The organism is Nitrospira sp. Nam80 (assembly GCF_965152575.1).
On sequence record NZ_OZ224216.1, the window covers coordinates 3227501 to 3253321 of the forward strand.

Genomic DNA, 25821 nt, shown 5'->3' on the forward strand with positions numbered 1-25821 from the left:
CACCACACCGACAACGCACACGGGCTTGACATCGGTGAGGTTTAGGCTGTTCCCTTTTCGCTCGCCACTACTGGGGGAATCTCGATTGATTTCTATTCCTGCAGGTACTGAGATGTTTCACTTCCCTGCGTGGGCTTCGCTCCACCTATGGATTCAGTGGAGGATAGGCGGCATTCATCGCCTGGGTTTCCCCATTCGGAAATCCCCGGATCACGGCCTGCTTGCGGCTCCCCGAGGCTTATCGCAGCTAGCTACGTCCTTCATCGCCTTCTGATGCCAAGGCATTCACCGTACACCCTTAGTAGCTTAACAATTCTCTTTGCTCCTGACACACATGGTCTTCTCAAGACCTATTCAATTTTCAAAGAACAGGAATGAAGGTCCAACCCTCATTCACGACTGAATAGAGCGAGTAACGAACAATCTCGAAACTTTTTTCTTGGTGGAGCTGGGCGGAATTGAACCGCCGACCCTCTGCTTGCAAAGCAGATGCTCTCCCAACTGAGCTACAGCCCCAAGCTTCGCTGGTGGCCCGATCGAGACCGCGGCGGGTTCGATTCCACGCTGCGACTCAGTTGGTGGGCCTAGGTTGAGTCGAACAACCGACCTCACCCTTATCAGGGGTGCGCTCTAGCCAACTGAGCTATAGGCCCAGCCGATCATACTGCCGGCACGGGACAGAGACTTGCGCGCTTGATGTCCCCATCTCGCCCGCGTGGTGACATCGAACCGCTCCCTCGTCGCTATGGGACTTTGGTAAGTGTACTGAAAAGGTGGCCCCCGAATCCTGGTTTTCTGAAGGAGTGTACTCCTTAGAAAGGAGGTGATCCAGCCGCAGGTTCCCCTACGGCTACCTTGTTACGACTTCACCCCAATCACCGGCCATACCGTGGGCGTCTGCCTCCTTGCGGTTGGCGCCAACGACTTCAGGTACAACAGGCTTTCGTGGTGTGACGGGCGGTGTGTACAAGGCCCGGGAACGTATTCACCGCGGCGTGCTGATCCGCGATTACTAGCGATTCCGCCTTCATGAGGTCGAGTTGCAGACCTCAATCTGAACTGAGGCCGGTTTTTTGCGATTGGCTCCCCCTTGCGGGTTTGCAGCGCTTTGTACCGGTCATTGTAGCACGTGTGTGGCCCCAGGCATAAAGGCCATGCTGACTTGACGTCATCCCCACCTTCCTCCCCGTTCTCCTGGGCAGTCCCTTCAGAGTGCTCAGCTTGACCTGGTAGCAACTGAAGACAGGGGTTGCGCTCGTTGCGGGACTTAACCCAACACCTCACGGCACGAGCTGACGACAGCCATGCAGCACCTGAGCACGCTGCCCTTGCGGGCTCATTACCCTTTCAGGCTTTTACTACGTGCATGTCCAACCTGGGTAAGGTTCTTCGCGTTGCGTCGAATTAAACCACATGCTCCACCGCTTGTGCGGGCCCCCGTCAATTCCTTTGAGTTTCAACCTTGCGGCCGTACTTCCCAGGCGGGATACTTACTGCGTTAGCTGCGGCACCGGCGGTAACCCGCCGACACTTAGTATCCATAGTTTAGGGCGTGGACTACCAGGGTATCTAATCCTGTTTGCTCCCCACGCTTTCGTGTCTCAGCGTCAGATACGTTCCAGAGCGCCGCCTTCGCCACCGGCCTTCCTCCCGATCTCTACGCATTTCACCGCTACACCGGGAATTCCGCGCTCCTCTCCCGTCCTCTAGCCTGGCAGTCCCCTCTGCGCTTTCCGGGTTAGGCCCGAAGCTTTCACAAAAGGCTTACCAAACCGCCTACACACCCTGTACGCCCAGTGAATCCGAACAACGCTTGCCACCTTCGTATTACCGCGGCTGCTGGCACGAAGTTGGCCGTGGCTGCTTCTGGAGGTACCGTCCGAGCGGTTGCCCGCCCCATCTTCCCTCCCGAAAGGGGTTTACAATCCGAAGACCTTCATCCCCCACGCGGCGTCGCTGCGTCAGGCTGTCGCCCATTGCGCAATATTCCTTACTGCTGCCTCCCGTAGGAGTCTGGCCCGTGTCGCAGTGCCAGTGTGGCTGATCGTCCTCTCAGACCAGCTACCCGTCAAAGCCTTGGTAGGCCGTTACCCTACCAACAAGCTGATAGGACATGAGCCCATCGAAGAGCGCGATACCCACGGTATCGCTTTCCTTCCGAACCCGAGAATCCGGAAGCGTACGCGGTATTAGCCAGCCTTTCGGCTGGTTATTCCCCACTCGACGGTAGGTTACCCATGTATTCCTCACCCGTTCGCCGCTTTACAAGTGTATTGCTACACCTTCTCGCTCGACTTGCATGTATTAGGCGCGCCGCCAGCGTTCGTTCTGAGCCAGGATCAAACTCTCAAAAAAGGTTTTATTGGAATTGGACCCGAGGGCCACCTTTTCAATACACCTTACCTTGCTCATTACTCACTCTATTCAGTTGTCAAAGAACCGTCGCGTTCATCACGCGAGCCGTGCAATTTACTACTCGCGTGCAGCCCTGTCAAGGGGCTACAAAACAATTTTTTTGATCGGGTGTTTCCTAAGAATCCGCTGCGATGTTTTGGTATCGCGATCGGCCACTAGGCAGGATCAAAAACGTTCATCAAAATAACAATACTTCGCGGAAGAGTCAAGCCCTCTTGCGCCCCGGCTTGAAAGAAGATCTCCTGGATACGTAGAAATATCGCCCACTGACTTAACAGGATAACCTTCATAACCAGCGGCGAGCAACGATCGATGGTTCCGGTCGCAGTTTGCTCACTTGCATACTTGCATGATCACTCGCGATAATAACACGTGAATCGAAACCGGTCTGGCTGTGTGCTGACGATAGGACAGTCGTTGACGATAGGACAGTCGTATGGATGATTGGCTGAAATTGAAGCGACGTACCTTGCTGAAGCTAGGTGGGGTTGCAGCCGTCGCGGGCATGACCGGTGGCTGCGACTCAATTGGTTCCGTGTTCGGTCGCATGTTTGCCATGCCCCCGCGTGACACGAACTACTTCACGCCGAACAACAAATTTTATGTCGTCAACTATTCGGATTCGCCATTCAGCGTGTCGCGCGATCTACGGCAGGATGAATGGAAATTGTTCGTGAAAGGAGAGGTCAGGAAGCCGCTGACGCTCGGCTGGCGGGATCTTTTAAACCGCGATAATTTCGAGCAGGTGTCCACGCTCATGTGCATAGACACGTTGCCCGGCGGAGACAGTCTCGGGAATGCGCGCTGGCGCGGCATCTCACTGAAGAAATTATTGCAGGATGCCGAGGTCGATGAAGAGACGACACGCGACATCATCTTTCGCGGCGCGGATGCCTATGACGACAGCATTCCCTTTGAACGCGCCATGCAGGACGACGTCATGCTCGCATTTCTGATGAACGGCGAGAAGTTGCCGAAGGAGCATGGCTTTCCACTTCGGCTGCTTGTGCCAGGTCTCTACGGCATTAAGAATGTGAAATGGATTGTCGAAATCGAAGCGTACGCTGGAGATTACAAAGGCTATTGGCAGCGCAAGGGATGGACTGACGACGGGACGATCAAGATTTTCTCTCGTATCGATTCGCCCGGACATTATCAGGCGTTGCGCGGCCCCGACCAGCGATTCCGCGGGATCGCCTTCGGCGGACCAAATTCCATCAGCAAAGTGGAAATCAGTTTCGATTCGGCCAAGACGTGGGATTCGTGCGAACTCGAAACGCCGATGTCGCCCTATTCGTGGGTGATTTGGAACTACACCTGGCGTCCACCACACCGGGGCAAGTTCCAAGTTGCAGTGCGCGCCTGGGATACGAAGGGGCAGCTTCAGATTGCCGAACTCATTCGGCCTCAACCGGCCGGTTCGAGCGGGCTGCACACGATCATTGCAGATGTGGAAAGTGTAGAGAAACCGGCCTGATTGCTTGCGCTCAAGGCCAGAGCCATTTCGGTCCGCCGTAAGAACTCGCAAGGTAATGCATTCCGTTTCCTGCGTGCTCGTCTAGCTGCTGTAACGCGTAGAAACCCGGCTGCGGTTCCCCCATCCCCCACATCAGAATGTGGAGGTTTCCCGATCCGCGCAGCGCGGTCGGACCTCGCTCGGGTTTCTGCTGCGAACATCAGCACGGCTCACCCGCAATGTCACGGAATGCACCACCTTGCGTGATTCACAGCATGCCAAGCGGAATATAAATACAGAGTTTTGCGCCGCCCATTACCTAGAATAAGGGCACCCATTCAAAAACTCCTCAAGCCGGTGTCTTCCAAGATTTTTGAGAGGCGCTCCGTTTTCGGAAACGAAACAAAAATATTTGACGCTGTCTACATAAATAACCGCCGAATACCCCTTATCAGTAGTAAAGCGAAACGCAATGTCGACCAAAGTTAGAGATTTTCCAAGGTCCTGCAGCCCGATGATCATTTCTCGGTCAACGGGGTCTACAAAAACAATGTTTGGAACCGGTTCCACCGGGAATCTCAACGCCGAGTAGTTTAGATGGACCAACCGGAGATGGATCTGTAAAAACAATTAATGTCCGCCCCATCGAGGCATGAGTGAGAATGCCAAGATCGAAGGCCAAGATATCCCATTCCCTATCCTTAAAAGACTCCTTAGGCCTTGATTGGACGGATAGTCTGTATAACTTCTTCCTCCTGCTGGAAGTCGATTTTCATCGGAAGATCCAGAGGACCAAAACGTGAGTTTCTGCCCTTGAGTAGCTAGCCCAACTACATAAATCCCGTTGACACCACAGAAATTAATATCTTCCTTTGAAAGAGCGCGCAGTAACGTCAATTCGGTTGTACTAAAATTCAGTTCGAGCATCATAGTTGAAATATATCAGGAGCCGTGGCGGCGGGAACTCTTAAGGGTTCGGTTTGAAGCCGTCTGTCACGCAATAGGTGGGGGCGAGTTCACCGCCGTGCCCTTCAGACTTGTGAGTCCAGCGGCGCAGGATGCCTGCTTTATCAAAGGTCAGCACATATTCATCGCACCAGGTCCCCGCGGTTCCCCACTGATTGTAGGGCCCAGGATCTTCATAATATACGTGGTACACCCAGATTGGATTTCCTTCCTTGCCGGTCGCCGTCTGATACGGCTTTCCTAGATGCTGCCGGACCTCTTCCTCAGTGGCATGATTCTGCGCCGATTCAAGGTAGAGGGTTTCCTTCGCGATGAATGCTGAGCAAGCTGTTCCGAGTAGCGCCATGCCGATTAAGGCTGCCTTGGCGATTGCATCCATATGTCTATTGTCTATCCCTGGACCGGCACTGCATCTCTCCCTCCGAGGCTCTACTTATACATACCGCTATCTGAGTGAGGATCTATCTGTCACAGAAACATCCCATTGCGCCGCCTACTTAATCATCTCGCAATTCTATTTCGGTCCCCCTTCCGCCCGCACTTTCGCGAAGGACACGGCAAACTGATCGATGATCGTGCGCAGGCCCTTCCGCACCGCTTCAGAGACTTCATCCTTCGGCCCGTATCCCAGCAGGGCTCGGTTCCACAAGCTGCCCGGCGTATTCAGCGTAATGTAAGACCCCGCGTTGCAATCCACATGATAGGCGACGATGTATTCTTCCCCGACGGTCCACACTTCGCACGTGAAGAAGCCGAGCTGATTGAGCCGTTCTGTCCCGTCCCCGGACGGCCCGCGAGAGCCTTCAAGCGGAATCCCTGGTACTTTGTTGAGAAATGCCGAACGTGTCAAATCGGTGAGATCTCCGCCCTTGAGGCCGATCTTTTCCGCCGTTCCCTGCGTCTGCACCTCTACGGAGACAAATTTCTTAATCTGTCTTAAATCCGAAAAAGGGGCCGGTTCAGGACTCGCTCCTTGGGTGGGCGTGACAGACAATAAATCCATCGCGCAGATCAACAGAAGACTCACTACGAGCGTCACACATGCCGCATGCCTCAATATCATTTCTCCCTGCCTTGGCAACAACCACAAGAACACAACGCTTACTGCTACTGTAGTTTGCCATAAGTCCGTTCAGCTATTCATCATAGTCCAATGGAAAGTTCATCGCAAAACGCTTGCGAGTTTCCTATGCCACTCGGCATACCTACTCCACCGCTTGTTCTAACACTTTTCCCACCGGATCAAGCCGAGCCGACAGGTCCGGCGGCAGGCCGTGCCGCTCTTGCAGCAGCGTTGAAGCGTTATAGGTCAGCCACACCTTTCCGTCCTTGTCTTCCCACGCCAAGGCCTTCATCGGGAGATCGATGGCGGTTGTCGGCTTGGCCACCATTAAAGCAGTTCCTCCTTTGGGATTGCCGAAAATCAGTAGCTCCGTCGGCTTCATTTCCAACCCCGCCTTCTTTGCTTCTTCCGCGTGATCGATGCGGGCAAAAATCGCCATGCCTTTCGCCGTCACGGCCTGTTCGATCCGGTGGATTGTGTCCGGAACAGAATATTTACTGGCCTTTGTTATCAAGTTGTCGCCCGCGTGCGCAGTGCCGGCACAGAGCGCCGCGAAACTCACGCCGACATAAATCAGGCCCCGCAATCCTTCATCAACGATTCTCATGGTCGCTCCTTTCTTGGAGGAAACATGCTCACTCGTGCCATACCATATTCGCCGGCTTCAGGATAGAGGGACACGGAGCAAGCCATGGGCGAAACACGCGTCGATTTCGAGCATCTTGTGGAAGACCTGCGGGATGCCTATCCATTCAGCACGAAGAAACGATGCTGACCGAGATCATCGCCAGCTCATTGGATTCCGGCGCGGTCGAATCATCATCACGGTAGGTCTTGAACAAAACTTTCACCACCGTAGATGACGGCTCGAGCATGCGGCGCGCCGAGATTCGGCGATATCACGACATCGCGGCCAGCACCAAAAATCCGCGGACATGGGATCGGGTTTGCCGGCGTGGGCATCAAGCTAGACTTGCTGGTGTGCGAAGAAGTCATCACCGAAACCAACCGAGGAAGACGCATATTGCCACTAGATGACATTCGGCCTCACGGCCTCGTGCGCCGTGGAATTGGCTGCCTCCGCCGGGTTGATGCCCGAGCGGGGCACGGCGATGCGACTCCGGTTGCACACGCCGCCCTCTTCGCTTCTGGATTCCGGCTTTGTCGAAGAAGTGCGCCGTGGATGGTAGGTCTACATCGGTTTAGCTTCGCTTACACTTGGTGGCGGAATGCTGCTTCCCTCGGGACCCGATGTCTTTTAAGCATTTCGGCCTCCGTCGCCGTTGTTTCTCGCCATTCGCCAGGCTTCAGCTCACCTAGCCTAATCGGCCCGATCGCGATCCGAATCAGTCGCAAGGTCGGATGCCCGGCGGCTGCGGTCATCCGACGCACCTGGCGATTCATCCCTTCATGCAGCGTGATTTCCAGCCAGGCGGTCGGCACCTGTTTACGGAACCGGATCGGCACCGGCCGCTCTGGAAGCTGCGGCTCATTGACATGCAATCGGACTTCAGCAGGTCTCGTCCGCCGGCCGCTCAGCATCACGCCACGGCGCAATTCCTGCAATGCTTCATCGCTTGGAAACCGTTCCACCTGCGCCAAATACACTTTCGAAAGCTCATGCCGGGGATCGGTGATCGCATGCGCCAACCTCCCGTCAGACGTTAAGATCATGAGACCTTCACTGTCCTGATCCAGTCGCCCTGCGGCATAGACGCCGGAAATCTTGACGTATTGAGCCAATGTCGCTCGCCCGTGTGAATCGGTAAAGCATGGCAGGACTCCATAAGGTTTATTAAACGCTATCGTATGAATCACGGAGCGCCTCCTCTTCACAATGCTGATGAGCCAATGAAACAGACGGCTATGAGAAGTTGCGAACGGCCTCGCCGTCGGTTATGTTGTGTCGGCGATCGAATCCTCTCATCTCGTGGACGACTATTCACTTATGAAGACAATCCCAAAGACTGCACTTTTGATCGGCCTGTTGACAAACCTGCTGCTTGCTGACCCGGCACTGGCCGGTGTCATCCGCGTCTCTCTTCTACTCACGGGAGGCGGATGTAACGCTCAGCGCCAGACCCTGTCCGACCAGCTCAGCAAGATTCACGGTATCGTGTCGGTGGACGGCCGGAGTGTCCCCGATCACCTTCTGATCGATGTCGAGGATAATACGGCGACAGCGGAACAGCTGGTACTCCGGGCAAACGAGGTTCTGGTCACCACCGCCTGCAAAGCGGAAGAAATGAAGTCCTGTATCAGCGCTGAACTTTCCTTCGATCAGAGTAGACCTACGCAACAATAGCGCACACGGTCGCTGTGAATAAATTCCTGATCATTTTTCGCGTGCCGGATTTTCATTGACCCATCTCATATCCCGCGCTCCAGATCCACCTGCTCCTACTCATTCCTTGGGCGGTTCGCTATCGGCCTGTGATCGAAAGGGCCTACGACGGGTCAGGCTTTCGCGCTTGCGCAGCTACCGGACCATTTCTACAATAGCCTTATCCAGGCCGCTGGTATCGAAACCTTAACAAGGAGCAAGCCATGGCACGCACGCTGTTGCAACTGGCCGGTGTATTGTCCTTGAGTCTGTACCTGGGTGGGTGCTCAACCACGGAAACCGTCAGTGATTTTCTTTCCTCCACCACCCCAGGCGATTGGTACACGCGTGACGGACTGCCCAAGGCAGAACACAGAGTGGATGTATTCCTGGCGACGAACCTCAATAACGTCATGACCGATATGGCCAGAGGGAACGGAGAATATCTCGACTCGCTTGCACGACTACTGCAGATGGATTCCACCGGTCACGCACTGTTTGCCGCCAGACTTCAAGCGCACTATCCTCTTCTGGCCGACAAGGATTGGATAGCTGTCGGCAAGACAGTAGCGGCTATATCGCAAGCCTCCGCTGACTGATAAAAGGCTCCGTGACCAGCCACCTGAGTCTGTATTTCTGGTCTTGTCTGGGTGAGGATGCCGGAACAGAGGGGTCAATTGAGACGCCGAAACCTGGCCCCGTACGTCTCGACGGCAACTTCCTCGGCAAGAAGGCTGGATTTATGCGCCGCGCGAATGTTGGTTTGAACGATCAATGTGCCGTCTCGCTCAACTTTCAGGTTCCGCGCGGTCCTCGTGATTCGCCATAATTGCTCAAAGCTGCTTCCCCGCGATTCTCTTGCCTGCCGGATGGTGATTTCGCCGTGCGAGCACACGACCGAATCTCCCGGCAGCAATGGCATACGTCCCGCAGCTCCACGGTCGTAGAGCACGCTGGCTAATTCGATGGTCTCATCCTGCACGAGCTGGACCTCATAGGGTTTGACGCCGTCTTCGGCCGGCCAATCCAGTCCCAGTAAACGATCCAGCGTCACCTTCGCCGTGACTTTGTGAAAGTACGGCGGCATGCCGGGCAAGGGGTCGCCAAACATCTCATAGGTTCCGTTCAGATTCGGACAAGCGGGATCCGACAGGTTCGCCATAGGTGCTTGGCCGGCAGGAACGACTCCAGGTCGCTGACAAGCCGTGATAAGAGGAAACAAAAGGAGGAGAAAAACGACTGATCTGAGTCGCAGCATAGGTATGGCGATCCCTGTGGTGGAGGCCAAAGTCTACCGGATACCGCTCCAGCATGTCCAGCTTACTTCCATACCTTCTTGCCCCGCTTATCCACCTTTTTCCATATCGACCGGAAGGACGCCCGCACCTTTTCTCGCCGTTGCCGTTGACGCTCCACCAGTTGTCCTGCCGCAAAGGCCGCGCGTTGCCCTTTGGATTCCGCGAACAAAGCCCGCACCTGCTGCTCACCGACCACCGCATCCTGGTGCTTGCCCAACTCGTCCTGCAACACCTTCACACAGCGAATGAATTTCGCGGCGCCCTTCCCCGCTGTCGATTGCGCCAGTTCCGCGGCATAGCGGGCTCGCTTTGCCTTAATGCGCACCCGATGCAATTCAACATCGGTCGGCACTGGATCCAACCGTTCGGCCGCCTTGCGCAACTTCTTGAACTCTCTGGCGGCGATGTCGTTGAGGGTCACATCAGTATCGATCAGGCTCGGCGCTTTCGCCGCCCCCATCATCCGATCAATAAATTCGAGATACCGCTCGCTGCGCAGACCGGCGACAAGATCTCCTTGCTTCGCTTGCCGCTCCGATTGAAGCTTTCTCATAAACCGGACGAGCGGCAGACGATCCTGCGGATCCAAGGCTTTGGCGTCCCGGCGGAACGAGGCAATCTGCACGTCAAGGTCTCGCACCTGCCCGAGAAGACCACCAAGCCAGGTGAGGTCCTTGCGAAGCGGATCGGCCCATGCCTGCGCCACCAGCGGTTGAGCAGCTCGAAGAATAGCGCGCAGCCGGCGCGTCGCAACCCGCATCTGGTGTAGCTCCTCGGAATCGCCGCCCCATCGAGTCCCCGGGTCGTGAGCAAGCAAGGCCTGGAGTTGCCGCATCAAGCTGTACGACAAATGGTCGCTGGGTGGAGCATCATGCGCCGGTGCCTGCGGCGCCGGGCGTATCGGAAGGTCCAACGCCCGGAACAGCTTGGGCCTGCCGTCGTGGTCCTCGGCCCCGGCCTTTCGGAGCGCCTCCTCTAACTCCGCAAGGATGCTCGCCCTACCCTTCACCAGCTCTACTTCAATCTCACGGAAGCGGCGGTCAACTCGTCGGCCATCCAGCAGGCTGACTTGATCTAGCACGACATCCGCGACACTCCCATCGCCCTTTGTCACCCGGATGCCTTTTCGCGCTGTTCCAAGCGATGCAATTTCCGTTAACGGCTCCTTCCGAACATGGACGAGCAATAGATCCTGGAACGGCGCGGGCGGAATCCCCGAGGGCCCCGCCATTTCCAGTTCTCTGCGCGCTCCCGTGACCGGAAGCTTGAGTTGCCACACCCCTGTGCGCTGTTCGGTCCGGCGGCGAAGCGTGATGCCGGCATATGCCAGCCGATAATCGCCTGTATCGTAATACTTCGAGGTGAACCGGCGAGTCGGCAGCGGCTTGCCGAGTTCGGGAGGGATTGTGAAGGAGGGGCCGGTAGCCAGCTTAAGCTCGCGTTCGACCAAGGCTTTGATCGGAACGCTGACCGGGGATGGGCTTCTGGATGAAGATGAAGAGGTTCGACCGGACTTTGGCATGTACGCCCCCGCAGAACTGAACGGAGTTGTAACAGATTTCGGGCCCGTTATTCACGTCTCGACCCACCGCATTCGGCTCCTTACCGGATGAGCTGCGCCTTGCAGGAGGCGGAATTCATCCGGTGGTCCCTGCGAAGGAGGTTCCGCCGTGCGCTTGACTTGTCCGTACCGTTGCGTCACGCTGGCACGCTGGTTGTTGTTGTCTCCACCGAATCCGGTCAGGTCGCGATGCGCTGGCAGGGGCAGAGGGAAAGCGGGAATATTGAAGATCGCCGCGGGATGACGCCGGCGCGCGGCGCGGGCATCGGGTTGGGCGGGATCGTTCTCGTGCTGGCCGTGAGCTTTCTTACCGGAACTAATCCGCTTCAGATCCTCAACCTAATAAGCGGTGTACAGGAAATGACCGGGCCGTCCATCGATCAAGAGCCCGGCCCTATCGGAGCACCGAAGGATCAATTGGGCCGGTTCGCGGCCGTCGTGCTGGCGGATACGGAGGACACCTGGGAACAACTTCTCCCTACGATTGGTCGGCAATATCAAGAGCCTCGGCTGGTGCTCTTTACAGGCGCCGTGCATTCCGCCTGCGGGACGGCCTCATCGGCGGTGGGCCCCTTCTATTGTCCGGGAGATCGCAAGGTCTATTTGGATTTGACATTTTTTCGTGATTTGAATCAACAGCTCGGCGCGCCGGGAGATTTTGCCCAGGCTTACGTGATCGCCCATGAGATCGGCCATCACGTCCAAAACCTGCTCGGCACCGCGGAGAAGGTCACCAGACTCCAGCGTCAGGCTTCGAATTCCGAGGCGAACGCACTGTCCGTCCGCATGGAGCTCCAGGCGGACTGCTACGCCGGCGTCTGGGGATACCATGCTCGGCGAGGCAAGAATCTGATTGAGCCGGGAGATTTCGAGGAAGGATTGCGCGCCGCATCCGCCATCGGCGACGACCGTCTGCAACAAGCCGGACAGGGGTATGTTCAGTCGGAAAGCTGGACGCATGGATCGTCAGAGCAACGGATGACGTGGTTGCGTCGCGGCCTCCAAAGCGGTGATCCCGCGGCGTGCAATACGTTTGCGGACAGCCGGCTGTAAGGCCCGACAGCCAAGGACCACAAGCAATACCTGTCAGGCCTTGAGAATACGTCTTATCGCCTCTTGATAGACTGCTAGATCTTCTCACTTGCCGATCGCCACAACCTCCACGATGACTTTCAATTCCACGATCCGGTAGACGATCCGGATGGATTTCTTCGTTACATACAACTTGGTATTAGCCGGGAAGATCAAGACCGGCCTCTTTCCCAAGGTGCTCTCCGAGGTGAAGAGAAGTTTCCAGTTTTTTTAATTGGCGGGCGACGTGCTCCTTCACCGAGCCGTCAGGTTTTCTGAAATCATTCGCGGCATCCGCCCCAAGTTTCTCGAGTCAGAATCACACAGCAGAGCAATAGAGAGGCACGATTGAGGCGGGACGTTTGAATTCACGCTGAACCAGCCAGGCAGGTTTTGTGTCCGAATAGAGAAATCCGATCGGCTTCTTTAGGCCGGTTTCAAAATCGGGGAACATGTCGATAGACTGGATGGCGCGTAGGATGGTCGGTGGGCCTACCGGCTCCAAGCGTAACGGGATGACGACACTCCCGTTTTCGCTGGATAATTGTCGTGTAAGGACGGCGGTCCATCCGCGTTGGACTGATTGTGATTGCAGAGAAACCTTCGATAGTAAGGCAAGTAGATATCCGGCTTCCGTAAGTGCCTCATCGACCTTCTTGACCCAGTTCTGGGCGGGAACCCATCAGCACCCGGTAAATTCCCGCTTCTGCGGGAATCACGAGAATGTGCGCCGCGTTTTTCGCAGCCGCACTAAGGTTACGCGGCAGATTGGAAGATCGATGAGTGGAAAAGGAAGCGCGTGAAAAAATGGAGGGACTAGAACCCCGTCCCGATACTGATGCCGCCGCCGGTTCGCGTGCCGCCGCCTCCCCCAAATCCAAACACACCCCCGAAGACGCCAAAGACCGGTCCGCGGCTCCGTCCATACGGGTCAGGTTGGTCTTTCCAAACGTAGAGATGTTTGATGTCCATCGTCGGATAGCGGTACTCCGACTCATCCAACCGCCCCGTGTCGACTCCCGTGACCTCGGCCACCATTGTGATCGGCGTGCCGCCCGGCAACGTGGCCGGGTCTGTAAACTGATGATCCAGCGCCAACAGACGTCCCTGTGACTCAGTCCGCTGCGCCACCGGCCGCTGGTCGCTATCAAGCGGAAGCTGGAGAATCTCAAGTTGCGTACCGTCTTTCAGGCGTTTCGTCGTCAATACTTCGCCGCCCACCACGAAGGTCCGTCCCCGGTACGAATCAGGACTCGCAATGACTTGGTCAAAGGTCAGAGTTTTATCGATCTGCGGTTCCAATGAGTCTGGGATGACATCGGACGACGCGCAACCGGCCCATGGCAGGATACAGCTTGACAGAACAAAGAATAAAGCAAATGCGCGCATAGCGTAGTCTCGTCTCTTCTTCTTTCTTATCGAGTTATCGGAGCTTGTTCAACCATGGTTCCAGTCACACTCCTACTCCGACTATACTGCATATCGCTATCCGGTATCCAACAATGGGAAAGGACCTCTCTATGTCTGCTACATCGAAGTTCACCTTGAACCGGCTCTTACGAGCGTGGCATGGCCCCGCACTTCTTTTCAGCGCTGTAACTCTGGCGGTCTCGCCCATGGCCCGTGCCGAATCAGATCACTTCAGCGCCGCACTTGATCGCGCGAAACGCGCCACGATTGGCGTCTTGGAAGAGACGCAGGATCAGCGGACTCCTGACAAGCCGGGAAAAATCGCGATTCGGGGGACGGGATTTCACCTCCGCGACGGCTATCTCGTCACGGCGCGCCACGCCGTCGAGAGGAACGGCTCGATGGGCAAGACTATTCCTCCCCAAATCCGCGTCATGACCACGGACCTGCAGGAGTTGCCCGCAACACTCGTCGGAGATAACGCGTATGTGGACGTCGTCGTCTATCGCGTCCCCGACCAATATCGGCCAGCCCTCGGAGCGGCCACCGGCTTTGCCGCAGCCGAAGGCAAACCGGGCGACGAGGTGTTCACCGTGGGCTATCCTATGGGATGGGGACCGACCATGGCATTTGGACGACTCGGAAATACCAACACTTTTCTCCAGACAGTCGATACCCGCCTGCTTCAAGCCGACCTGTCCGTATGTAGCGGGAACTCGGGAGGAGCCCTGTACAATTCCGCCGGCGAGGTCGTGGGCCTCATGCATGCCATCATTCAAACGGAAAAGGATCCGAAGGAAGCGCACTGCAGCCGAATGGCGTTTGCCGTCCCCGCTCCACTCGCGCAACGCATCGTTCAGGCCGCACTCGACGGCAAGCCGCTATCGTTTTCGCGCCTCGGAATTCACATGACAAGCGTGAAGGAGGGGACGAAGTGGCGCGTGGCGGTGCGCGAGGCGGTCGAACCGGCTAAATCGGCGGGCGTGCAGAAGACCGACATCGTTGTAGCAATCGACGACACCGACATCGCCGACGCCGCTCAACTCAAGAATTACCTTATTGAACGAACAACCCCTGGCCAGCAAGTGAAGCTCCGGGTCAGGCGTGGCGACGTGGAGCTGACCTTTCCCATCACGTTGGCCGGTGGATAACTCCTATGACGATGGCCGGCAGAGAGCCAAGCTCAGAACGTGGCCCCTATCCGGGGAACGTTTGATACCAGCCGTCCATGGCAACGATACGGACCGGCATGTCGAACAGATCGGTAAGGACGGGCGCCGTCAACATCGCCTGTTTGTCGCCGTCCGCTATGACTCGACCCTTCTTGAGCAGGACCACGCGGGTGACCTCGGGCGGAATTTCGTGAATGTGATGCGTGACGAGAATCACGGTTTTCCCTTTGCTCATGAGAGCACGGATAATCTGCAAATAATGAAAACAGGCTTGCAGATCGAGTCCGCTCGTCGGCTCGTCAAGCACCAACGCCTCCGGATCGTGCACGAGCGCCCGTCCCAATAGAAAGCGCCGCTGCTCGCCGGTGGACATTTCACCGAACGGCCGGTCTTGCAGATGGACGATCCCCAGGTCTTCCATGACTTCGACCGCCCGGGCCAAATCCCCATAGCTGAAGGCCTGATGCTGATAGGTGTCGACACTGGCGTAGTGTCCGGACAGGATGACGTGGATCCCGTGGGCTCCGTCCAAATACCGGTGTTGCAGGTCGTTCGAAATAATACCCAGGCGCCGCCGTAGTTCCCACACGTCCCATCGATCGCAACCAAACAGTTGAAACATCGTCTGGTCGCGCGGCATCGGATGCGTCTCAAGCGACAAGAGCCTCAAGAGGGTGGATTTGCCCGCCCCGTTCGGGCCAAGGATCGCCGTATGGATACCCGACGATATGCGCAGAGAGAGATCGGCCAGAACCTCCCGTTCTCCACGACAGACCGAAGCATGTCGGATATCCACGATCGTCACAATGCCGGCTTCTCCACGCCGCGTGTCGAATTACAGGATATGGGCATCAATTCTCCGCCATGCACGAAGGACTGATGCTGCCAGTCCCGCAGGATTCCTTCCTTGTCGAACCGCAACGTATACTCGTCGCACCATGAACCAAGCGTGGACCACGAGCTTTGGCTCATCGGTTCAATGTCCCGTACTTCATAGATCCAAACCGGCTCCCCGGTATTGGTCATGCTCATCAGGTGTGGCTGGCCGAGATGCTGCCTCACCTGCTCCTGGGTGGCTTGATTCATTGCGCTGCGCAAATACATGGTTTCCTTCGAGTGAAAGAGCGCGCATCCGAGCGTGATCAGCAGGCTGCCCACCGACAGGATGGCCACGACAACCCGCATATGCGCCTCCTATGCCTGTAGACCGGGATAACTAAGTCTCATCCGGCAATTCAATCGCTTTTTGTCACTGCAAGCCGGTATTCGATGTCGCTGCGATCGGCGCCTTGCCCTCGCCGGATACGCAAGAATCCGGCATCAGTTCCCCGCCATGGAATTGAGACTTGTGCGTCCAGCTCTGCAAAATCGACTGATCGTCAAAAGTCAGAACATACTCGTCGCACCAGAGGCCCGTCGATGTCCAACGGTTTCCTGGATCTTGTTCCCGAAACTGGTAGATCCACATTTCCTTGCCGTGGAACCCACGGGTCTTTATAAGGGGCATGCCGAGGTTCTGTATGACCTCGCCTTGACCGGCTCGACCTTCCGCACTGCGCAAATATCGGGTCTCCTTCGGGAGCACCAACGCGCAACCGGACAGCATCGCGACCATCACGAGAGATACAGGAGCGAAGCGCTTCATCCTGCACCTCCTTTGCCAGACGTATGCCATTCTACCCGCCCGCGGGACCGTGAACCAGCGGCGGCGGAGCTGGACTGGGACAAGGTTTTCTAGCGACTTGTTGAATGTAATTGACCGGGCGACAGCTGCCTGCTCCATACAGACAGCAGGTCATTCGCACCATCGTGGCGAATTAGGCAGGAATGGGTACTAAGGAAGCCCGGAGTAAGAAACATTGCACGGTGGAGACCGGAACTTTTTATCGAGCACGGATAACGATCCAACATTGGCCACGTTGTGTGCCAATGTTAAAGCCCCGCCGGGGACTTGACGCCGTCACGCTACTCGATCAGATCTAGCTTGATGCGGAGCTCTTTTAACTGTTCCGGACTGACGGCGGAGGGCGCCTCGGTCATCGGACATTGCGCCTTCTGCGTCTTGGGGAAGGCAATGACATCGCGAATCGAATCGGCTCCGCCGAGCAACATGATCAGCCGGTCCAAGCCGAACGCGATCCCGCCGTGCGGCGGCGCGCCATAATCGAGCGCCTCCAGGAGGAAGCCGAACTTGGCGTGCGCCTGATCCTTCGTGATGCCGAGGAGGTCCAAAATGCGAAGCTGGATATCGCTCCGATGATTACGGATGCTGCCGCCGCCGATTTCGCTTCCGTTCAATACCATATCGTAAGCCTTGGCCCGGGCTTTCAGCGGGTCGCTGTCGAGGTACGGCAAATCCTCATCCATCGGCGCGGCAAACGGGTTGTGCATGAAGATATAGCGCTTCTCTTCCGGAGAATAGTCGAGCAGCGGAAATTCCGTTACCCATAGGGGTCGCCAAACGGTCGTATCGATCAGATTCAATTCTTCTCCGAGCAGCAGACGAATCCGCCCGAGCACATCGTGCACGACTGCGGCCTGATCCGCTCCAAACAGAATCAAGTCTCCCGATGCCGCCTCGGGCAAGGCCCCTCGCAGTCCCGGGGCATTCAAAAATTTCGCGATGACCGATTCGAGCTGACCGTCCGCGGCAATCTTCACCCAGGCCAATCCTTTGGCCCCGAAACTTTTGGCCGTCTCTCCCAGCGCATCAATGCGGCTGCGGGCGATGGTCGCTCCGCCTTTGACGATCAACGCCTTGACCACGCCGCCTTTGGCAGCTGCCTCCTTGAAGACTTTGAATTGGCTGGCCGCCGCAAAGGAAGTCACATCGTGGAGCGGCATCTCGAACCGCAAGTCCGGTTTATCCGAGCCGTAGCGCCCCATCGCCTCCGCATAAGTCAAGCGGGGAAACGGCTGCGGAAGCAGGACCCCGCCGGCTTCGTTGAAGACCGAGCAGATCATCCCCTCCATCAACCCCATGACCTGCTCACGCTCGACGAAGGACATTTCCACATCGATCTGCGTAAACTCCGGCTGCCGGTCGTTGCGAAGATCTTCATCGCGGAAACAGCGGGCGATCTGGTAGTACCGATCCATGCCGCCGATCATCAGAACCTGCTTGAATAGTTGTGGCGATTGCGGCAGCGCGAAAAACATGCCCGGATTGACACGGCTGGGCACGAGGTAATCGCGTGCACCTTCCGGGGTGCTCTTCGTCAAGACCGGGGTCTCGATCTCCAGAAATCCTTCGTGGTTCAGAAACGTCCGCACCGATTGAGTCACCGCATGTCGCAACCCCACCAAACGCTGCATCCTGGGGCGGCGTAGATCAAGATAGCGGTATTTGAGCCGGATCGCCTCCGTCACATCCGCCTCATCTTCGATAACAAACGGCGGTGTCTTGGCTTCATTGAGCACCTCCACCGCATCGGCTACCAGTTCAACCTCGCCAGTCGGCAAGTTCTGATTCTTCGACTCTTCCGGCCGGAGGGCCACTATTCCTTCCACGGACACGACACATTCGCTTCGGAGGGCATGCGCCGCGTCATGGACCGCCGCATTGCGCTCGGCGTTAAACACCACTTGCGTAATACCGGTCCGATCACGCAAGTCGATAAACATGACGGTTCCGTGATCACGACGCCGCTGGACCCAGCCCTGCAGCACGACATGCTCTCCGGCCTGTTCCCGTGTTAATTCTCCGCATCGATGGGTACGCTGTTTCATGCCGTTCTCCTCATGGCGGGGCGCGCGCCGCCATGACTCCGCTGCCGCGCCGGACGCCGGCGATTCTCCGACTCCGGGGTCATTCGTTTTTTCACCAGATCGCGCAAGGTATTGGCTTCGCGGTCGGACAGAAACCGATACTCGCCAGGTGCCATGTTTCCCAGCGTCAATGATCCCATGCGGACACGCACCAGCTTCAGCACCGGATGTCCCACGGCCTCCAACATACGCTTCACTTGATGCTTGCGTCCCTCGTGAATCGTGATTTCGATCCAGGAATTGCTTTCAGCCTTTCGGATCTTTTTCACGTGAGCCGGCGCCGTCACGCCGTCATCAAGTTGCACTCCGGCCTCGAGCGCCTGGATATCTTCTTCCTTCAGCACGCCTTTGACCTTCACCAGATAGGTCTTGGGCACGTGATACTTCGGGTGGAGGAGCGTCTGCGCCAACGAGCCGTTGTTCGTCAACAACATCAGGCCTTCGCTGTCAAAATCGAGCCGGCCCACGGGGAAGACCCGCACCGTGACGCCCGGAAGGAAATCCTTCACGGTGGGCCGCCCCTCGGGATCCTGCAAGGTCGACATCACGTTCTTCGGTTTGTGCAACAGTACATAGACATAGGGCTGGGCGGCTCTGATGTGGCGCCCGTCCACTTTGACATGGTCTTTGTCCGCATCGACTTTCGTCCCCAGCTCGCGCACGACTTTGCCGTTCACCGTCACACGGCCGGCCGTAATCATCTTCTCGGCCTTCCGCCGCGAGGCGAGGCCGGTCCCGGCAATGAGTTTTTGTAGTCTGATTTCCATTTCCGCGCCTACATCACCAACTGGCCTTGGCACGAGTCACTCGCGACATTCGCCGAAGGAGCGGAATCGCCTTTCGGGATTTTGCGAGGGGGAAAGCTGGAACTGACTGAGGAACCACGGTCCACAAGGACCGTGACGAAGAAATTCCAGAAGGCTTCCGCTCGCCAAATCCTGAAAGGCCGCTCCGAAAGGCGCGAAGCGATGAGTCGTGCCAAGGCCTATTCCCATTCGATGGTGCTCGGCGGTTTCGAGCTGATGTCATAGACGACCCGATTGACGCCCTTCACTTCATTGATAATGCGGTTTGAAATGGTGCCGAGCAATTCCGGCGGGATCCTCGCCCAGTCGGCGGTCATTCCATCCAGGCTCGTCACCGCCCTGATCGCGATGACGTGATCATACGTGCGCTGATCTCCCATGACGCCGACCGTCCGGATCGGGAGCAAGACGGCGAAGGCCTGCCAAATGTCGCGATAGAGCTGAGCCGCCCGTATCTCCTGGTCCACGATGACTTCCGCCGCTCGGAGGATAGTCAGCCGTTCCTTCGTCACGGCGCCCAGCACGCGGATGGCGAGTCCGGGACCGGGAAACGGCTGGCGCCAAATGATGTCATCCGGCAATCCCAATTCCTTGCCCAATACCCGCACTTCGTCCTTGAATAACTCCCGCAACGGCTCGACCAGCTTCAATCTCATTTTGGTCGGCAGCCCGCCCACGTTATGATGTGTCTTGATGGTTGCCGACGGCCCCTTGAAACTGATGCTCTCAATGACGTCCGGATACAACGTGCCTTGCACCAGGAATTTCACGCCCTTCAGTTTCTTGGCTTCCTGTTCAAAATTCTTGATGAACAAGCGGCCGATAATTTTGCGTTTGCGCTCCGGGTCGATCACATTCATGAGCCCGCGTATGAATTCATCGGATCGATCCAGAAAGCGCAGATTCAACTTCAGATGCGCACTGAACATCTTCTGAACTTGCTCTCCTTCTCCACTTCTCAAGAGTCCGTTATCCACGAAGACGCAGGTCAACTGGTCGCCGATGGCCCGATGTGTGAGGACCGCCGCGACCGATGAATCGACGCCGCCGCTCAACGCACAGATCACCCGTTCCTTGCCGACATCCTGCTTGATCTGTTCTATCGCCGCTTCGACGTATGATCGCATGGTCCAAGTCGGCCGGCATCCGCAGATGTCATAGACGAAGTTGCGCAGGATGGTCGAGCCTTCGGCCGTATGGGCAACTTCGGGATGGAATTGCAGGCAATATACCCGTTGTTTTGCATCATCTCGCTTCATCGCGGCAACGGGCGAGTTGCCGGTGTGGGCGATTGATCTGAATCCCGGTGGCATGCGCTCGATGCGGTCCCCGTGGGACATCCAGACGACCGTGGCTCCGCTTCCTCCCACGCCTCTAAAGAGGTCCGATTGATCGTCGATGTGCAGCTCGGCTCGGCCGAACTCCCGGTGCGCAGCTTTCCCGACGTCGCCGCCGGCCAAATGCGTAATCAACTGCATGCCGTAACAAATACCGAGGATCGGAATACCCTGGTCAAACAACGCCCTGGGGACCATCGGCGCCTTTTTCTCGTAGACGCTCGACGGACCGCCGGACAGGACAATACCAGCCGGACGATAGGCCAGGATGGTGGCAAGAGGGACGGTGCAAGGAAGAATTTGGCTGTAGACCTGCGCTTCGCGGATGCGCCGGGCAATCAGTTGCGTGTACTGCGAGCCGAAATCCAGAACAAGAATTCTATCGTGCCAGAGTTCCATTGGGGTCGTTCTTCGTGAAGCGTGAAGCGTCGTTCGTCTTGTGAGGGAATCCGGGTCGCAAGATACGCTTCACGAGGGACGATTCACGCGAGGTCATTCCCAATCGGTACGGTAGTTCGGAGCTTCCTTGGTAATGATGACATCGTGGACATGACCTTCCCGAAGCCCGGCGACTGTCTGCCGAATAAATGTGGCCTTTTCTTGAAGTTCGGGAATGGTCTTACAACCGCAGTATCCCATTCCGGATTTCACCCCGCCCACCAACTGGTAGATGTGGGGCGCCAAGGCACCCTTATAGGGAACCCGTCCTTCGATGCCTTCGGGCACGAGTTTGGGCGCCGGTCGCCCTCCCTGCCCGTACCGATCGCCACCGCCGCGCTCCATGGCGCCGATTGATCCCATACCGCGATACACTTTATAGGTCCTTGCCTGGTACAACACGGTCTCACCCGGTGATTCTTCGGTTCCGGCAAGGAGGCTGCCTAGCATGACGGCTGACGCGCCCGCCGCCAGCGCCTTCGTGATATCACCGGAATACTTGATACCTCCGTCAGCGACGACGGGAATCCCGCTGCCCGCCAAGGCCTTGGCGCAATCCGCAATGGCGGTAAGTTGCGGCATCCCGGCACCCGAAACAATGCGCGTGGTACAAATCGACCCGGGTCCTACCCCTACTTTGACGGCGTCGACACCCACTTTCCGAAGGTCCCGGGCTGCCTCCGCTGTAGCGATATTTCCTGCCACGACCTCCAGATGAGCATAGTGTTTCTTGATCATTTTGACGGTATCGAGCACCGCCTGCGAATGTCCGTGGGCTGTATCGACGACGACTACATCAGCGCCGGCCTTCGCCAATTCTTCGACTCGTTCCCTAGTGTCGGAACCGACACCCACCGCGGCACCCACGCGCAGTCGACCATGACCGTCTTTGCAGGCGTTCGGGTATCTAATGCGTTTTTCGATATCCTTGATTGTTATCAAACCTTTGAGGTCGAAATTCTTGTTGACCACCGGCAGTTTTTCGATCCGATGCTCATGGAGGATTTCCCGCGCTTTTTCCAGGCTCGTGCCTTCAGGAGCCGTGATCAGCTTTTCACGCTTCATAACCTGCGAGACTTTCAGTTCCATCCGCGTTTCGAATCGCAAATCGCGATTGGTCAAAATTCCGACGAGTTTGCCCTCTTTAGTCACCGGGATGCCGGAGATCCGGTATTTTGCCATGAGGTTGTGAGCGTCACGAATCGTTTGATCCGGCGCAATCGTCACTGGGTCAAGAATCATCCCGCTCTCCGATTTCTTGACCTTATCGACCTCCGCCGCCTGATCCTGCGGCGTCAACACTCGATGAATGATGCCGATCCCGCCCTCCCGCGCCAGCGCGATCGCCATGCGCGCCTCGGTCACGGTATCCATTGCCGAACTGACGATTGGAATGTTAATGCGGATATTGCGGGAAAAAATCGTCTTGGTGTCGACTTGACTGGGGACGACCTGCGATCTCGCCGGCACCAGAACCACGTCATCGAATGTCAGCCCGACCCGCACCTCTTTATCGAGCATCCATCACTCCATTCCGGCACCGATGGTTGAAATCGGCATTGCTTACGGCCTCGCCACTTTCTCGGTGCCTTCCAGTTCGGCCGCCGCCTCGGCCTCTTCCTGGAGTCGTTCACCGCCTTCTTCAGCCGGCATAAACTGCTGCACCCGCGTATTGCCGCTGTCGACGACGAAGACGCTGCCCCTTGCATCGACTACGATGCCATATGGGAAATTAAACTGGCCGTCGCCGTTCCCGAAGCCGCCCCACTGTGTAATGAAGTTCCCGTTACGGTCAAATTTCTCGACGCGATGGTTTCCCGTGTCCGTCACATACACATCGCCTGCCCCATCAACCGCGATGCCCCACGGAGATCGCAATTGACCGGCTTCCTGCGCCAACGGGCTGCTCGCATGACCCGGCTCCGAACTTCCGCCCCATTTCGTCAGCAACTGCGGGAGCACATTCGTGCTCGTATCGAACTTCTGAATGCGGTGGTTGCCCATATCAACAACGTAGACCGATCCATCCGCCTGATCAACGGCGATGCCGCGCGGGAAATAGAATTGGCCGTCGTTGTTTCCGAAGCTGCCCCACTGCATGATGAATTCGCCGCCCATATCAAATTTCTGCACACGGAAGTTCGCGCTGTCGACGACATAGACATAGCCACGCACCCGATCGACCGCAATGCCCCAGGGGGCGTTGAATTGGCCCTCTCCGTTACCTCGCGATCCGAATTTCAGGATATACCCGCCCAGTTTGCCGTCGAATTTCTGCACCCGGTGGTTATTCGTATCCACGACATAGACGTCGCCCTTGGCATCGCAAGCCACACCGGTGGGATTATGGAAATTCGAATTGGCCGACCCGAAATTCCCCCAGAGGATAATGAAATTTCCCGCATTGTCGAATTTCTGCACGCGATTGTTGCCGTTGTCCACCACGAAGAGGCTGCCCTGTTGGTCGATGGTCAAGCCGTATAAGGGCGCCATGAATTCGCCGCCGTGCAGTAGGGATGCGCCACGGCCCGGTTTTCCCCATTTTGACACGCAGAGATAGCCGGATGTGTTGATCAAAATCGTGGCGCTGGCCGGCGTCGAGATGTTATGGCCGACATCCTTGAACCAGACATAAATGGTCTTCTGTCCGTCTCCGGGAGACAAGATGAACGGGACGGTCGCGCCGAACTTGTGCGCCGGAGTCACCTCCACCCAACCGGGCGTGCCGGCCATCGGCGTCATCGGACTCTCCGAGATGTAGTATGCAGCGACCCCGGTGTCCAAGTCGTTGGCCGAAACCGTCACCACGACTTCGGGAGTGTTCGTCATAAAGCCGCCGTGATTGATAACCGCATAGGGCGTTTGCGGCGCCGTGATGTCGATGAGCACAGGAGTGGCGGTCACTTCCTCAGACAGCGCGCTTTCGGCTTCATCTTCATAGACCGCCGAAACCGCGTAAAAGTACGCCGTGTCATTAGTCAAACCGGTGTGATTGTAGGGCGACGTGACACCCTCAACCTTCGTAGCCGATTGTAGAGTCAGGTCCGGCTGCGTATTGAAGTACAGGTTATAGGAGACGGCACCCGGGACGTCCATCCAACTGAGAAACGTCTCGGTGTCGCCGGCTTTCACCGCGACGTTTCGCGGAGCCGGATACTTGACGGTCTGGGTCTTTTCCTGCTTCTGCTCTTTTCCGCGGTTCAGTTCTTCTTCGGTGGGCAGGTACTTGATAATGCGATGGTTGCCGCTATCGACAATGTAGACGGCGCCTTCCTTATCCACCGCAATCCCCGACGGGAAATTCAGCTGGCCTTCTGTTTTGCCCCGATTGCCCCAGGCGCAGAGGAAGGCCCCGTTTGGATCGAACTTCTGGATCCGGTGATTGCCCTGATCGACAACATAGACATTGCCGAGTGCATCGCAGGCCACGCCCCAGGGCGCCTTGAACTGGCCGGGCCCGCTGCCTTCGCGGCCCCACTTCGTGAGAAAGCTCCCGCGGGTGTCGAATTTTTGAATTCGATTGTTGCCTTCGTCAGTCACATAAATATTGCCGACGAAATCCACGCAGATGCCTCTAGGAAAGAAAAATGCTCCGTCAAAGCTGCCGTCCCGTCCCCATTTCAAGAGAGGCGTCCCGTCTCCCTTGAATTTTTGTATCCGCGCATTGTTGGTGTCGGTGACGTAAATATTGCCTTCTTGGTCGGTGGTGACCCCCCACGGTGCATCGAACTTGTTGAGATCCGCGCCGCGCCAGGCAAAACCGAATTTGCCCCAGGCCTTCATTGGATTGCCGTCGGCATCGAGACGTTGGACGCGATTGTTCCCCGTGTCGGCCACGTATACATGGCCATCCGCATTGGTGGTGAGACCGCGTGGATAATAATAGGCGCCTTCCTGCGAACTGGCTTCACCACCCCATCGCCCGACGAATTTTCCTTCCTTATCGAACTTTTGAACCGAATGGTTGTCGGTATCGGCTACGTAAATATTGCCATCCTTGTCGACGGCAATGCCGGTCGGCGAACTGAGTTCCCCCTCATCGACGCCTTCTTGACCAAAGATTTTATCGATCCGATACGGAGCCGGAATCGCCATTGCCTCCTGCGATTCAGGACTTTCCCCCTTCGGAGTCACGACCGTGACGACGTAGTGGTAGCAACTTCCGTTCGCCAAATCGTCATGGACAAAGGGCGATGCGGCACCTTCAATGCAGGTTGCCTTATCTTTTTTGACTCCGATGACGGATTTGAAATCATCCGCGCTCGCAATGGGCCGGGTCAGTTCGGAAAACTTGATCTGGACGCCCTTGGTCGTCTGAAAATACAGGTTGTAATACATCGCCTCCGGCACCGGCTCCCATGTCAGTGTCACCCGGCCATTGCCCGGCTTGGCGGTCAGCCCCGACGGCGGTGGAGGCAGGTCTTCCTCTTCCGCGACAGAATCCCCGGCGCCCCATTCCCCTTGCAAGCTGTCCGCAGTCAATTCATGCCGACGGAAACGAAACATTTCCTCAAGCAGCCAGGCCTTGATCATGGTGTTCCTCGCGGTGCTAGTTTGGTGAAGAGTTCGATGTTTTCAATGAGTTAGATCGCGCAGTCTAACAAAGCGGAAAGAACCGAGTCAAGGTAAGAGGCGGCGGTCGACAAGCCGGCCGGCATCCCACTGCCGGCCTTGCCGCAAGCTTCAAGAGAATCACGATCTCAGTCCCTCCGAACGCTGTATGGACCGTCATTGCCG

At 56.9% G+C, this 25821-nt stretch carries 21 protein-coding genes, 2 tRNA genes, 2 rRNA genes and 1 pseudogene (1 of these 26 running past the window's edge); 5 read left to right on the top strand and 21 right to left on the bottom strand.

Annotation, left to right across the window (positions count from 1 at the left end; genetic code table 11):
- The 4 genes from ACWGXE_RS15110 to ACWGXE_RS15125 all read right to left on the bottom strand — a co-directional run.
- A 23S ribosomal RNA gene (locus ACWGXE_RS15110) occupies window positions 1-312 on the bottom strand; it reaches 2697 nt to the left of the window's first position.
- A 128-nt stretch (window positions 313-440) separates the two neighbouring features.
- Window positions 441-516: transfer RNA gene (locus ACWGXE_RS15115), tRNA-Ala, on the bottom strand.
- Window positions 517-576: 60 nt separating this feature from the next.
- Window positions 577-653: transfer RNA gene (locus tag ACWGXE_RS15120), tRNA-Ile, on the bottom strand.
- Window positions 654-816: 163 nt separating this feature from the next.
- Window positions 817-2355 (bottom strand): 16S ribosomal RNA (locus ACWGXE_RS15125).
- The 16S and 23S rRNA genes sit together here with 2 tRNA genes alongside, the layout of an rRNA operon.
- 496 nt (window positions 2356-2851) lie before the next feature.
- Between ACWGXE_RS15125 and ACWGXE_RS15130 the strand changes: the two genes are divergently transcribed.
- Entirely contained in the window at window positions 2852-3892 is a 1041-nt protein-coding gene (locus ACWGXE_RS15130; protein WP_447598715.1) for a molybdopterin-dependent oxidoreductase, read from the top strand.
- Window positions 3893-4838: 946 nt separating this feature from the next.
- Here ACWGXE_RS15130 and ACWGXE_RS15135 read toward each other — a convergent pair.
- The 4 genes from ACWGXE_RS15135 to ACWGXE_RS15150 form a co-directional block, all read right to left on the bottom strand.
- Complete coding sequence (locus ACWGXE_RS15135; RefSeq protein ID WP_447598717.1) at window positions 4839-5216, bottom strand: hypothetical protein; 378 nt, start codon at window positions 5214-5216, stop codon at window positions 4839-4841.
- A gap of 135 nt (window positions 5217-5351) precedes the next feature.
- Entirely contained in the window at window positions 5352-5876 is a 525-nt protein-coding gene (locus tag ACWGXE_RS15140) for a hypothetical protein (RefSeq protein WP_447598719.1), read from the bottom strand.
- Between the two features lie 166 nt (window positions 5877-6042).
- Window positions 6043-6507, bottom strand: a complete 465-nt coding sequence (locus ACWGXE_RS15145) for a DUF302 domain-containing protein (protein ID WP_447598721.1) — start codon at window positions 6505-6507, stop codon at window positions 6043-6045.
- Window positions 6508-7112: 605 nt separating this feature from the next.
- On the bottom strand, window positions 7113-7718 hold the full coding sequence (locus ACWGXE_RS15150; RefSeq protein WP_447598723.1) for a pseudouridine synthase: 606 nt from the start codon (window positions 7716-7718) through the stop codon (window positions 7113-7115).
- A gap of 130 nt (window positions 7719-7848) precedes the next feature.
- Between ACWGXE_RS15150 and ACWGXE_RS15155 the strand changes: the two genes are divergently transcribed.
- Window positions 7849-8205, top strand: coding sequence for a hypothetical protein (locus tag ACWGXE_RS15155; protein WP_447598724.1), 357 nt, complete (start codon window positions 7849-7851; stop codon window positions 8203-8205).
- Between the two features lie 242 nt (window positions 8206-8447).
- On the top strand, window positions 8448-8822 hold the full coding sequence (locus tag ACWGXE_RS15160; protein WP_447598726.1) for a DUF3015 family protein: 375 nt from the start codon (window positions 8448-8450) through the stop codon (window positions 8820-8822).
- A gap of 74 nt (window positions 8823-8896) precedes the next feature.
- Here the strand turns inward: ACWGXE_RS15160 and ACWGXE_RS15165 are convergent, their stop codons facing one another.
- Both ACWGXE_RS15165 and ACWGXE_RS15170 read right to left on the bottom strand, forming a co-directional pair.
- On the bottom strand, window positions 8897-9385 hold the full coding sequence (locus tag ACWGXE_RS15165; RefSeq protein ID WP_447598728.1) for a hypothetical protein: 489 nt from the start codon (window positions 9383-9385) through the stop codon (window positions 8897-8899).
- A 158-nt stretch (window positions 9386-9543) separates the two neighbouring features.
- Window positions 9544-11043 carry a CYTH and CHAD domain-containing protein gene (locus ACWGXE_RS15170; protein WP_447598729.1) on the bottom strand — a complete coding sequence of 500 codons (1500 nt, stop codon included), beginning with the start codon at window positions 11041-11043 and terminating at the stop codon, window positions 9544-9546.
- A 228-nt stretch (window positions 11044-11271) separates the two neighbouring features.
- Between ACWGXE_RS15170 and ypfJ the strand changes: the two genes are divergently transcribed.
- Window positions 11272-12135, top strand: coding sequence for a KPN_02809 family neutral zinc metallopeptidase (ypfJ, locus tag ACWGXE_RS15175; protein ID WP_447603753.1), 864 nt, complete (start codon window positions 11272-11274; stop codon window positions 12133-12135).
- Window positions 12136-12219: 84 nt separating this feature from the next.
- Here the strand turns inward: ypfJ and ACWGXE_RS15180 are convergent, their stop codons facing one another.
- The 3 genes and pseudogenes from ACWGXE_RS15180 to ACWGXE_RS15190 form a co-directional block, all read right to left on the bottom strand.
- Window positions 12220-12348 (bottom strand): hypothetical protein, encoded by a 129-nt coding sequence (locus tag ACWGXE_RS15180; RefSeq protein ID WP_447598731.1) that lies wholly within the window; start codon window positions 12346-12348, stop codon window positions 12220-12222.
- Window positions 12349-12472: 124 nt separating this feature from the next.
- Window positions 12473-12772, bottom strand: a pseudogene (locus ACWGXE_RS15185) (toll/interleukin-1 receptor domain-containing protein); the annotation flags it as partial.
- Window positions 12773-12969: 197 nt separating this feature from the next.
- On the bottom strand, window positions 12970-13542 hold the full coding sequence (locus ACWGXE_RS15190) for a Slp family lipoprotein (RefSeq protein ID WP_447598733.1): 573 nt from the start codon (window positions 13540-13542) through the stop codon (window positions 12970-12972).
- Window positions 13543-13673: 131 nt separating this feature from the next.
- Between ACWGXE_RS15190 and ACWGXE_RS15195 the strand changes: the two genes are divergently transcribed.
- Window positions 13674-14714 carry a S1C family serine protease gene (locus ACWGXE_RS15195; protein ID WP_447598734.1) on the top strand — a complete coding sequence of 347 codons (1041 nt, stop codon included), beginning with the start codon at window positions 13674-13676 and terminating at the stop codon, window positions 14712-14714.
- Between the two features lie 46 nt (window positions 14715-14760).
- Here the strand turns inward: ACWGXE_RS15195 and ACWGXE_RS15200 are convergent, their stop codons facing one another.
- From ACWGXE_RS15200 to ACWGXE_RS15235, 8 genes are all read right to left on the bottom strand, one after another.
- Complete coding sequence (locus ACWGXE_RS15200) at window positions 14761-15540, bottom strand: ABC transporter ATP-binding protein (RefSeq protein WP_447598735.1); 780 nt, start codon at window positions 15538-15540, stop codon at window positions 14761-14763.
- Window positions 15537-15920, bottom strand: a complete 384-nt coding sequence (locus tag ACWGXE_RS15205; RefSeq protein WP_447598736.1) for a hypothetical protein — start codon at window positions 15918-15920, stop codon at window positions 15537-15539. The genes ACWGXE_RS15200 and ACWGXE_RS15205 overlap by 4 nt, the downstream gene beginning before the upstream one ends.
- 64 nt (window positions 15921-15984) lie before the next feature.
- The gene (locus ACWGXE_RS15210; protein WP_447598737.1) at window positions 15985-16380 is read right to left on the bottom strand and encodes a hypothetical protein; all 396 of its coding nucleotides are present in this window, start codon (window positions 16378-16380) and stop codon (window positions 15985-15987) included.
- 320 nt (window positions 16381-16700) lie between these two features.
- A complete protein-coding gene (gene aspS, locus ACWGXE_RS15215; protein WP_447598739.1) occupies window positions 16701-18464 on the bottom strand; it encodes an aspartate--tRNA ligase in 1764 nt (587 codons plus the stop codon).
- Entirely contained in the window at window positions 18461-19270 is an 810-nt protein-coding gene (locus ACWGXE_RS15220; RefSeq protein ID WP_447598740.1) for a pseudouridine synthase, read from the bottom strand. The genes aspS and ACWGXE_RS15220 overlap by 4 nt, the downstream gene beginning before the upstream one ends.
- Window positions 19271-19488: 218 nt before the next feature.
- On the bottom strand, window positions 19489-21045 hold the full coding sequence (guaA, locus tag ACWGXE_RS15225; RefSeq protein WP_447598741.1) for a glutamine-hydrolyzing GMP synthase: 1557 nt from the start codon (window positions 21043-21045) through the stop codon (window positions 19489-19491).
- 93 nt (window positions 21046-21138) lie between these two features.
- The gene (gene guaB / locus ACWGXE_RS15230; RefSeq protein ID WP_447598742.1) at window positions 21139-22605 is read right to left on the bottom strand and encodes an IMP dehydrogenase; all 1467 of its coding nucleotides are present in this window, start codon (window positions 22603-22605) and stop codon (window positions 21139-21141) included.
- Window positions 22606-22647: 42 nt separating this feature from the next.
- On the bottom strand, window positions 22648-25617 hold the full coding sequence (locus ACWGXE_RS15235) for a 6-bladed beta-propeller (protein ID WP_447598743.1): 2970 nt from the start codon (window positions 25615-25617) through the stop codon (window positions 22648-22650).
- Window positions 25618-25821: the final 204 nt, after the last annotated feature.